Source organism: Arthrospira sp. PCC 8006 (genome assembly GCF_046480465.1).
GTDB lineage: Bacteria > Cyanobacteriota > Cyanobacteriia > Cyanobacteriales > Microcoleaceae > Limnospira > Limnospira platensis.
In genome coordinates, this window is record NZ_PKGG01000170.1 from 1 (window position 1) to 11,754 (window position 11,754).

Genomic DNA, 11,754 nt, shown 5'->3' on the forward strand with positions numbered 1-11,754 from the left:
ACCCGRATTAAGGAAAGAATCAAAGCGGCATCATTAGGGGAAACCCGACCGGAAACCACCGTAGCAAACATCATCCCCCCTGTCTTGGAGCAACTGTGCGATACCKKTGGGCTATCKACCTKTGAACAAGATTTGCTGCTACTGTGCGCCGGAATGGAACTCGATGCCGATTTTCCCCTACTCTGCGCGGAAGCCAACGGCGACCCCCAAAAGCCCTATCCGACTTTTAGCCTCGCCCTCAATATCTTCGATGACCCCCATTGGAGCGCCCTAACACCCAATGCTCCCCTACGTCGCTGGCGTTTACTAGAGGTCGGAGGCGGTGCGGTTTTGACCCTCAGCCCCCTTCGCATTGATGAACGCATCCTCCACTATCTCATCGGGATACAGCATCTTGATGAACGCTTATTCGGGATTGTGGAATCCCTGGGGGAGCCCTCCCTGTTGGTCCCCTCCCATCAACAACTAGCCCTAAAAATTGCCCAAACCTGGTCGAACTTTAGCGAGGAGTCCCAGTTACCGGTTGTCCAGATTTGCGGGGAAGATATCGCGACTCGACAAGCGATCGCACAGGTGGTCTGTCAACAGTTAGATCTAGAACTCTATCTGATGGATGGCGATCGCATTCCTTCCGCCACCGCAGAGTTCAACCTTATGTTAAAACTATGGGAGCGCGAGTCAGTTTTGGGAGGTTATGCCCTCATTATCGACTGCGAACAGGTAGAAATGAGTCGCCACGGAGACGGTATCTGGCAACTGATTGAGCGCATCGGTAGCCCCCTGATGATTACCGTTCGCGATCGCCTTCCGCAGCGGACCCGACCCCTGCTTAACTTTGAGGTTACTCGCCCGGGCGCTGCCGAACAGTACCAGTATTGGGAAGAACACCTCGGAGAAGGTACTACACACCTCAACGGCCACCTACAACGAGTTACCGCCCAATTTAACCTCCCCTCCCCCGCCATTATCGCCGTTTGTACGGCTACCGCCAGCCAGGGAATTTCCCCCGAAGATACAGAAACCTTTATTGACCACCTTTGGGATGCTTGTCGCCTCCAAGCTAGACCCCGCATGGAAGATATGGCCCAGCGCATCGAAGTTAAAGCCACCTGGGCTGATTTGGTTCTCCCGTCGGCTCAAATGCAAGTTCTCGAAACAATGGCCGCTCACCTCCGCCAACGTTCCCAAGTTTACGAAAATTGGGGTTTCGGTAAAAAAAGCGATCGGGGTTTAGGTATCAGCGCCCTATTTGCTGGACCCAGTGGGACGGGGAAAACCACCGCCGCCGAAGTTCTCGCCCAAGCCCTGCGACTCGATTTATACAAAATTGACCTGAGTTCCGTCATTAGCAAATATATCGGCGAAACGGAGAAAAACCTTCGCCGCGTCTTTGATGCTGCCGAAAGTGGGGGCGCGATTTTGCTCTTCGATGAAGCTGATGCCCTATTTGGTAAGCGCAGCGAGGTCAAAGACTCCCACGATCGCCATGCTAACATCGAGGTTAGTTATCTGCTGCAACGCATGGAAGCCTACCGAGGTTTAGCTATTCTTACCACCAACATGAAGGGTGCCCTCGACCCCGCTTTTCTCCGTCGCATCCGTTTTGTGGTCCAATTCCCCTTTCCCGATGCTAAACAGCGCGCCGAAATCTGGCGGCGTATTTTCCCCTCGGAAACTCCCACCGATGGGCTCACGGTTGAGAAATTGGCGCGTTTGAGTGTCTCTGGGGGTAATATCCGCAATATCGCCCTTAACGCCGCTTTTCTGGCTGCTGATGCTGAAGAACCGGTAATGATGAAACATCTACTCGCCGCCGCCCAAAGTGAATATATGAAACTGGAAAAACCTTTGATGGATAGTGAAGTTAAAGGCTGGGTTTAATAACTAATAATTGATATGAAAAAAGATATTTATTTAAATCAACAATTAACGTTTATTTTGCCATCACAAAAAACCCTCGAATTGTTGGCCGTGAATGGCATTTTTGCTGAGGATGATGGGAAGGATATTAATGTTTATCTGACGCTAGAAGTACCCTTTGATACCTATCAATTGATTGAAAAAGAACAATTGTTTAACTTGAAACCAGAGGTTTGTAGTCCCTTAATCGACCGCCAATTTGACCCTTACACCAATTTAACCCTAGAATTGATGCTCAAACCGGGTTTGCTGCCTCAACTCACCCAGGACGAAACCACCACGGCTACTCTCATCAATCACCTACAACAACCACCCGGACCAGAACCCCTACCTCACCAATTCACGGAAAACTGGTTTTGTTTGGGAGTGCGACAACAACAATTAGACAAAACGATCGCCTATCGTACTCTTTGGGATTGGGCAAATCCTGACACCCTCGCTCAACTGGTTGCTACCGGAAAAGACACTTTTCAGCAGTTAGGGGCGCAAATTAAAACGGCTTTGTCAACCGGAAGCCAAGCCCTCGAAGAAATTAGCAGGGAATTGGGCGCGCCGCCAACAGGGGACTCGGATTCCTCAATTTCTGCCCCCATTTCCCAAATCATGGCGGCCTTTTTTAACCAAGATGATTGGGACTACGTTAGCTTGGACGAGGGAGCTACCCTAGAGATGGCATTTATTGGCGACAATGGCCGTTGGAGTTGTTCCGCACAAGCCAGAGACGAAGAACAACAATTCCTGTTTTACTCGATTTGTCCCCTGACAATTCCTGCGCCAAAGCGATCGGCTATTGCTGAATTATTAACAAAAGCTAATTCTGGTTTAATTCTGGGCAACTTCGAGTTAGACTATTCCGATGGGGAGGTTTGTTATAAAACCAGTATCGATGTAGAAGGCGATCGCCTTACCCCGGCTTTAGTAGAATCCCTCGTTTATACAAACGTGACCATGATGGATCAATACCTGCCAGGTATTATTGCCGTACTCAATGGTACATCCCCTGATAATGCGATCGCCCAAGTTGAGGCTGAATAAATACCCTATTTTCTCACCCCCTAATTGACTACCTAACACCTACTTCTTGGGAAGCCTTATGCAATGGTAAGACCCCCTCAACGCCCAATTCCCAAAACCCGAACCGGAAAAGCTCTCAGAGAAAGCACCGTTGCTACCGCCCAACACCGCGTCCGACGGGTAGGTTATAATGCCTTCGCTTCCGCCTATCGATTTCTCCCCCTGTGGGTAATTCGGCTTTTACCTTTCATTCGCGAAGATGTCCGAGATCTCCTCCGACGGCGCAAACGGGGCGAAGAAATTCCCGAAGACACAGACATCGAAATCCTCGATACGCCTCCACAACTTGCCGAAGTCAGCCCCAGCAGCCTCAACCCCTATCCCAAATATCGCTGTACCCACGGCAACCCTCTATTCTGCCCCCTGGCTACCTCATCCACCACCGCAGAAACACAGGTTTTAACCTGTCTACAATGCGGATTTCCCGCCTTCCTCGCCACCAAATCCGAAATTATCGGCAACCAAGGCCGATATCGCATCGTCAGTTTCATCGGTAGTCGGGGTCTGGGTCGCCTTTATCAAGCAGTGCAAACCAACAACAATAAAACGGTCATTATTAAAGAATATCTGCTCCCCCAACGTCACTTTAACCCACATGAACAACAGCAGACCAAAACAGTATTTGAAAATGTGGCAGGATTAGTCCCCGCTGATGGTCGGGTGCAGGACTTTCGGCTGCTGGTCCCCTCAGAAGCGATCGCCGACCGCCACCAACCCCGCTGCTACACCGTTACCCCCACCCTCTCTAACAGCTATCCCACCCTGCGAACCTATATGCGCCAATTTGGTGCTATGACCCCCCAACAAGTCCTGCACCTCCTCGACCAGATTTTGCAAAGCCTGGAAGCCCTCCACACCCAGAAATACCGCCTCCCCTCCGGTCAAATTCGCGAATCTGTAGCCCACGGGAACCTCAGCTTGGACACCATTCTGATTTTACCCATCGAACAGCATCAGTTTCATCGCCCCCAATTTATCGCCTACATCGCTGACTTAGCCCTCACAGAAAAGCCATTTCAGCCCGGGTTAACCACAGTTACCCAGGCTGATCCTAAGCTCGATTTAACGGCTTTAGGTGCGATCGCCTTTGACCTTTTAAAAGGAAATTGGCAACATGATTTAACCTCCCCCATCGATGTCCGAGGGCAGACCTTCCGCTACCAATTCCCAGAAGACTGGCCCGAAAACTATCTCCCTCTGCAACAGTTTATATTGCGACTCCTGGGATTCAATATATCCTTTGAAAATGCCAAAGCCGCCCGGGAAGCCCTCCCTAAGTTATCTGAAATTGACGACAATTATCAAGCGATCGTCTTAGACACAGAAGATACAAAACCACCTTTTCCCCGGCTGTGGCTTCTGCTACTGCTTCTGCTGGCTTTTTTAGGAGGAATTGGTATCTGGCGGTTATTATATCGCCCCTATGTCGTCCTAGCTGACCACCGTTTTTCTCCCTGTTGTATCAAAGATATTGCTGCTATTCCCAAAGGAACATTTAGCTACACTGCTGAGGAAAATGGCGTTTGGAATTATTCAATCCGACAGCGCAACTTAGTAGAAAAAGGGAAAACCTTAGAGTCAGAATTGCAACAGCGCATCCCAAATATGCTGAAATTGGTTTATAAACCCCAACCAACAACCGAAAAAGCACTGGCTAAAGTTCGCAACCAAGAGGCAGATTTTGCTATTACCAGCTTAATTCAGGACTTAGACAGAGACTTGAATGCTATTCCCTTTGCTTATGATGGTTTGGTCGTGTTTGTCGCCTTTAGTTACCAGCGCCGCCAGAATTCCTTACCTCACAATTTAAACGGACAAATATCAATTAAGCAATTGCGACAACTATACACCGGAGAAATTAACAACTGGAAACAGTTAGGAGGGCCGGATTTCCCTGTGCAATTGTACATCCCCACCGATGGAGAAGCTATCCGCATTTTTGAAGAACGAGTCCTACAAACCGAGCGAGCGATCGCTCAATTTCGGCGACTGTGGCAAAAACCCTCCTCAGATAATTTTATCACAACTGAAACCAATGTCAATAGAATTCGCCAAATCCCCACTTTTCAAGCGATGAGAACAGTTCTTCAGGATTTTGAAGAACGACAAATTGGCAGCCTGTCTTTTGGCCCACTCAGCCAAGTTTTTCAGCAGTGTTCTGTCTACCCTCTGGCGATCGTAGAAGGCTTGAGACCAGCCGTACAACCCCTAAGCCATAACAATGAATCTATTACACCTGGAACCGATTTGTGCAATGATAAAGGTAGCTACTATCCATCAGTTGAGCGATTTCAAACTGGACAATATCCCTTAGCCTATTCTCTGGCTGTTGTTTATTCATTTGATAACAGTTTATCCCCGGTAGGGCAGAAATTTGCCGAAATTCTCAAAACAGAAGAAGCACAAAATCTGCTCATTAAAACGGGATTAGTTCCTTTACAAAACCTTAGCCAAAATCGTTAACCAATTTAATCATGAACCCTAACCAACCCCCAATACCACACCCACCCCCCGGACAACCTAGCCACCCCATTGGTTTAGTTGCGCCCGCCCAAATACAGTGTCATAATCCCAAAGATTTGATGTATAAAATCGCCCAAAAAGTTCACGCCGACCCGATGCTAAAGCAACAGATCCAAGAACGAGTTTACGAAATGTTAATTACTGAACTTAATATCAGCCGTGAACGATAGTAATCTCCATCTTTATTACATCTTTAATGATGTTCATAAATTGTTAACATATATCCGAGTAAATTATGGAAGCCATACCCAGCACTAATACCTTTACACCCCGCTACAATTATATCACAACTAATCGCTTTTATGTAGAAATGGAAAGCACAATTTCCGCATCTTTTTCGGAATGTTCTGGCTGGGGAGTAACCTTGCAAAAAGAAGCCTATTTAGAAGGAGGAGTTAATGACCAACAGCGAGTATTTATAGGTCATGCTGAGTTTGACGACATCACCTTAAAAAGGGGAATGACTAATAGTACAATATTCTGGAATTGGATGATAACTACTATGAGTAATCCCATATATAATCGTCGGAATATCAATATTTTAATGTTCAATCAAGCCGGGGAAATTATGCAAGCATGGACTTTGATTGGTGCTATTCCAATTTCTTGGAAAGCACCAGGATTTCAAGCCGAAGGAAGTTCAGTAGCGATCGAAGAATTAACCCTAGCTTATGAAGGGTTACAAGTGACCACACAAAGCCAGGGTGCGGGAGGTGTAGCCATCAATAGAAGGCGGGATCGTTTTGGATACTTTTAAAGGACAAATTATCAAATATCAGACTAATTTTTGTGGTAATTTGAATCAAGGTATATGTCTACAAAATCGGATAAAATTTCATCCACGAACACCCCATCAGAAGCACCTTTAGGGGTCAAAAATCCCATAGTTTCTCCTATACCATTAGGACAGAAATTTTTACAGCCTATAGGGGCACGATCTATCTCAGTTTTAGATTTATCTTTATTTTCTAGTAAAGGAGTAGAATTACAAAGGTTTTCTGATTGGGATAGTCCTTTTCTATTAGAGTCAAAACCTGACTTAGGTAATCGAAACATTATCCAAGAAAAGCCACTGAATGATGTTGATTTTTCTACCAATAGTGAAATAGAATCGATTCCTAAACCCACAGAAATATCTCCTATTCCCACATCAGAATCATCTGCAATTAGACGGGAATTAGATGCACCATTTGAGGACTTAGACAATATCAATCAAGACCAAACAAAAGTTAATTATCAAAAATCACAACCCTCCAAGTCAACCATATTTAGAAGCATATTAGGGGATTATGTATCTCCAAAATCAAACCGATTTTATCCTCCTAAATACCACGAAAGCCAAGAAATATCTAAATCCCATCATCCTGAATATATACAAAGACAATACGAATCTTCAACTTCTGAACCTATTTCCGACATATCCCCAATTCAACGACTCTCAGAAACCTCAGATTCGGGAGATATAAATAATGCGATCGCCTCTCACGATTCACCCTCAATTCAACGACTCTCGGAAACCTCAGATTCGTCTCCCATTCAGAGACTCTCGGAAACCTCAGATTCGGGAGATATAAATAATGCGATCGCCTCTCACGATTCCCCCTCAATTCAGAGACTCTCGGAAACTTCCGATTTGGGAGATGTAAATAATGCGATCGCCTCTCACGATTCACCCTCAATTCAACGACTCTCGGAAACCTCAGATTCGTCTCCCATTCAGAGACTCTCGGAAACCTCAGATTCGGGAGATGTAAATAATGCGATCGCCTCTAATCATGATTCACCCTCAATTCAGAGGTTATCGGAAACTTCCGATTTAGGAGATGTAAATAATGCGATCGCCTCTAATCATGATTCACCCTCAATTCAACGAATCTCGGAAACCTCAGATTCATCTCCAATTCAGAGACTCTCGGAAACCTCAGATTCAGGAGATGTAAATAATGCGATCGCTTCTAATGATTCTCCTTCAATTCAAAGACTCTCAGAAACCTCGGATTCATCTCCTCCCATTCAGAGACTCTCGGAAACCTCAGATTCGGGAGATGTAAATAATGCGATCGCCTCTACTCATGATTCCCCTTCAATTCAACGACTCTCGGAAACCTCAGATTCGTCTCCCATTCAGAGACTCTCCGAAATCTCGGATTCAGGAGACGTAAATAATGCGATCGCCTCTACTCACGATTCACCCTCAATTCAACGACTCTCGGAAACCTCAGATTCATCTCCAATTCAGAGACTCTCCGAAATCTCGGATTCAGGAGACGTAAATAATGCGATCGCCTCTAATCATGATTCACCCTCAATTCAGAGGTTATCGGAAACTTCCGATTTAGGAGATGTAAATAATGCGATCGCCTCTACTCACGATTCACCCTCAATTCAACGACTCTCGGAAACCTCAGATTCATCTCCAATTCAGAGACTCTCCGAAATCTCGGATTCAGGAGACGTAAATAATGCGATCGCCTCTACTCACGATTCACCCTCAATTCAACGACTCTCGGAAACCTCAGATTCGTCTCCCATTCAGAGACTCTCGGAAACCTCAGATTCGGGAGATGTAAATAATGCGATCGCTTCTAATGATTCTCCTTCAATTCAAAGACTCTCAGAAACCTCAGATTCGGGAGATATAAATGATGGGATATCTGAAAATGATTCATCATCTATTCAACGAAAATCTGAATTATTATCAAGTATTTCTACTAAAAATATAACGGTTAAAGAAATGCTTTTAAATGGTAATATTCCCGAAATTCAAAGATTTTTTAAAAATAAATTTATAACAAAAAATAATGAGGCTTCAAATCATCAAAATTTTAATAAAAATAACCCCAAAAATAGTGATGTTAACGAGAAAAATTTAGTTCCTCACAATCCATACAATATTCACAACATAAATAATCAAGAAAATTCCAGGTTAAATCAATTCAAAAACAACCAAAATACAAATGTTAGTTTCCCGCAAAATCCATATATTCCAGATAGTCTTCAGGTAAGTTCCAAGGGTAATATTTTGTCTTCTCAATTTTACAATAAACCATCTAATATCAAAGAAATTATGCAAAAAACTATTCAAGATAGAGCCAGATTAAAGCAGACAATTTCATCCCAAAAATCTCAGCAAGTCGAGTCATTAAGGGAGCAAGATATTTATGAATTAGAGGAAAATATAAAAGCCAAAGCAACAACTGATGATGACCATAATCAACCAGAATCTAAATCAGAAGAAGAAGTTGTAACATCTGAACAACTAGAAGCACTAGCTATAGAAATATATAGATTTATTTGTCAGCGATTTCAAGTGGAAAGAGAGCGTTATGGTTCCCATAGGTCTTCTGGACGTTTTCCGTGGTAATTCAAGATATTTAAGGATTGATGAAAATATAAAGAAAAGTTAAATTTTTATGTAATTAATCAATAATAGTGGTATAGTGGAATTATTTATCATAAAAAATATACCTAATTACAGGCATAAAGACTGATGATAAATCATCTTGATTATCGTGGAATTAGAAAAGGGGTGAATTATGACAAAAGAGAATTCATGGCTCAGTAATTTGGCTAAGGATGTCGCGACAAGTACAGCCGATATTGCCTTGCTTAAAGGAGCAGCTATATATGACAAAAATCGAGATCAGAAGTATTTATCCTTAGAGCGAAGAAAAGAGGATGCAGCCAGTTCTCTTTATCAAAGGTCTGGGTTCAAAAGTGGGAAACTGGTCAAAGCTGCCCTGATTCCGAGAAGTGGAGAAGGCGCTAATATTATCCGGTTTCAATTTAACCCTACAGACTTGCAGTTAAGTAGGTCTGTTTCCATTGAAGATATTAAGGGAGCGCGAACAAGTAGAGGCTTACCGAAAGTTAACTTTGGTTTTGTAGAACCCTACCAATTAACCTTAACTGATCTGGTGTTCGATACCTATGAAACTGGTGAAAATGTATTGAATCAAATCAAGCCTATTCTGGATGCTGTAGACTTTAGTTCCTTTAAAGATCCATTTGCGAAAGAACAAGGTTACAGTGAAAGATTGGTCAAAGCTAGTGTTACTAATACTGTAATTCAATCGGCTGTATCTAGCCTGTCTAGTAACTTGTTAGGGGTGAATGCGAATGCCATAGAATTGGCGGAATATGGTGGGGGAGATATTGAAACACAAGCCCTAGAGCTGCGACGACCCCCGGTTTACTACTTAATTTGGGGGGATAAAAATTATATGCGTTGTATGGTGGAAAGTTTAGATTATAAATTGACGATGTTTAAACCAGATGGTACACCAGTACGCGCCCGAGTGACGATTAAGCTGAAAGAAGTGGATCTGGGGGTTGCCGATCGCAGTTTTAGTGAGCGTCGTAAAATTATCAGTAAATAATAACATATCATTGTAGTCATGGCAAGCGATCGCAGTCTGTATGTTTCCAGTCCTCTGTTGCAAATTGAAGGAGCTGACCAATTATCCCTGTCGGCTTTAATGAATGATTTGCTGCAAATTTCGGTAGAAGAGAGTTTGCACTTACCGGGGATGTTCACACTGGCTATAAATAATCCCTACGTTCCGGTAGACGACGAAAGCCAAACATGGCAACACGATCCCCTACTACAAATTGGCAAAAAAGTCAAGATTGGTTTTCAAGGTAGCACAACGGAATCTCCAGAATTCAACGAAGACCAAAAAGACTACATTATCGAAGGAGAAATTACGGCGATTGAAACACACTTTACCAGCGACACGCAAGCACCGATTATAGTTCGGGGTTATGACATTTCCCACCGTCTGCACCGAGGGCGTTATAACCGTTCTTTCCAGGATTATACCGATAGCGATATAGTTGCGAAAATCGCGAGAGAAGTAGGAATTGAGCGAGGGAGAATCGACCCGAGCGGAGAAAGACAAGCCTATGTCTTTCAGGAAAACCAGACCAATATGGAATTCCTGCGGGACAGAGCAGCTAGAATTGGATTTGAATTATTCGTTCAAGATGGGAAACTATTTTTCCGTCGCCCCCAGGGAGGGGATATTTTGAGATTGAAATGGCTAAAAGACTTTGAAAGTTTTCGAGTCCGAGTCACCAGTGCGGAACAGGTTGACTCAGTGGAAGTGCGAAGCTGGGATTATACTAGAAAACAGCCTATTGTGTCGGTAGCCGATCGCTCGGAAAAAATCACTCAAATCGAGGGTAATTCCCAGGAGGGGCACTCGAGTCAGTTTCAAGGGAGGTCATCAGGTGGCGATCGCTTAACCACGGGACTTTTTGGGAGCAACTTCCCGCCGCAGAAAATGATTGTTGTAGATCGGCCTGTTTCCAGCCCCAAAGCGGCGGACTTGATGGCTCAGGCTCTCTATAATGAACTCGAGGGAGAATTTGTGCAAGCGGACTCCCATGCTCCGGGAAACCCGAATATTCGGGTAGGGAAAGTGGTGGAATTAACGGGGATGGGGCGTTATAGCGGTAAATATTACATTACTGAAACGCGCCACCTGTATCAAGAAGGGAGATACAGCACAGAATTTAGTGTTAGGGGGTTACGGGGCGGTTCAATTTTGACAACTCTTTCTCCCAAAATAGGTTTGAAACCGGGGCAAACCCATCTAGTGGGTATTGTTACTCATAACTATGACCCAGAGGGTCTTGGGCGTGTGCGAGTGAAATTTCCGACGCTGACCCCTGAAGGGGACGGGAGCGCCCACGCCAGCGCCTGGGCTAGGGTTGTGGGTATTGGGGCTGGACCTAACCGAGGCTTTTACTGTCTCCCAGAAATTAATGATGAGGTGCTAGTGGCTTTTGAACATGGAGATATCCACCGTCCCTATGTTATTGGTGGGGTATGGAATGGCCAGGACAGTCCCCCAGAGCCTGTTGAGGAGACTATTTCTAATCGGGGGAAAGTGCGCCTGCGAAGTTTCACTACCCGCAGCGGCCATAAAATCCAGTTTGTGGAGGAGGATCTCAGTCGCACTAGCCAGGATGGGGTTTATATTCAAACCAGTGGCGGTCATCAAATTAGGCTTAATGATAGCGATCGCACTATAGAGATAGTGACATCTGGCCATCAGCGCATCCGCATTGATGATCGTACCCGCAAAATTGACATTCAAACTGCTAATGTCAACGTGACGGGAGCTGTAACGGCTGCGGCTTTAATGGTCGGCGGGACGGGGGGGATGAATGTGGCGGATGCGATCGCTAATTTGGCGGCGCAGCAACAACAGCAACAACAGCAATTTCAGG

Annotated in this window: 8 protein-coding genes; all 8 read left to right on the forward strand. The window is 44.8% G+C overall.

All coding sequences use genetic code 11. From position 1 onward, the window contains the following. A partial coding sequence (locus tag B9T16_RS20195; protein WP_410245604.1) for an ATP-binding protein occupies positions 1-1,881 on the forward strand: 1,881 nt, incomplete at its 5' end. A 15-nt stretch (positions 1,882-1,896) separates the two neighbouring features. Further along, the gene (locus B9T16_RS20200) at positions 1,897-2,955 is read left to right on the forward strand and encodes a YbjN domain-containing protein (protein ID WP_410245605.1); all 1,059 of its coding nucleotides are present in this window, start codon (positions 1,897-1,899) and stop codon (positions 2,953-2,955) included. Positions 2,956-3,018: 63 nt separating this feature from the next. Then, on the forward strand, positions 3,019-5,457 hold the full coding sequence (locus B9T16_RS20205) for a substrate-binding domain-containing protein (RefSeq protein WP_410245606.1): 2,439 nt from the start codon (positions 3,019-3,021) through the stop codon (positions 5,455-5,457). 11 nt (positions 5,458-5,468) lie between these two features. Further along, on the forward strand, positions 5,469-5,687 hold the full coding sequence (locus tag B9T16_RS20210) for a hypothetical protein (protein WP_006617736.1): 219 nt from the start codon (positions 5,469-5,471) through the stop codon (positions 5,685-5,687). 65 nt (positions 5,688-5,752) lie between these two features. After that, positions 5,753-6,274, forward strand: coding sequence for a phage tail protein (locus B9T16_RS20215; protein WP_410245607.1), 522 nt, complete (start codon positions 5,753-5,755; stop codon positions 6,272-6,274). A 54-nt stretch (positions 6,275-6,328) separates the two neighbouring features. After that, positions 6,329-8,881, forward strand: a complete 2,553-nt coding sequence (locus tag B9T16_RS20220) for a hypothetical protein (RefSeq protein WP_410245608.1) — start codon at positions 6,329-6,331, stop codon at positions 8,879-8,881. A 172-nt stretch (positions 8,882-9,053) separates the two neighbouring features. Next, on the forward strand, positions 9,054-9,896 hold the full coding sequence (locus B9T16_RS20225) for a hypothetical protein (RefSeq protein ID WP_410245609.1): 843 nt from the start codon (positions 9,054-9,056) through the stop codon (positions 9,894-9,896). Positions 9,897-9,914: 18 nt separating this feature from the next. After that, positions 9,915-11,754 (forward strand): VgrG-related protein (locus B9T16_RS20230; RefSeq protein WP_410245610.1); only part of this gene is annotated, 1,840 nt, incomplete at its 3' end.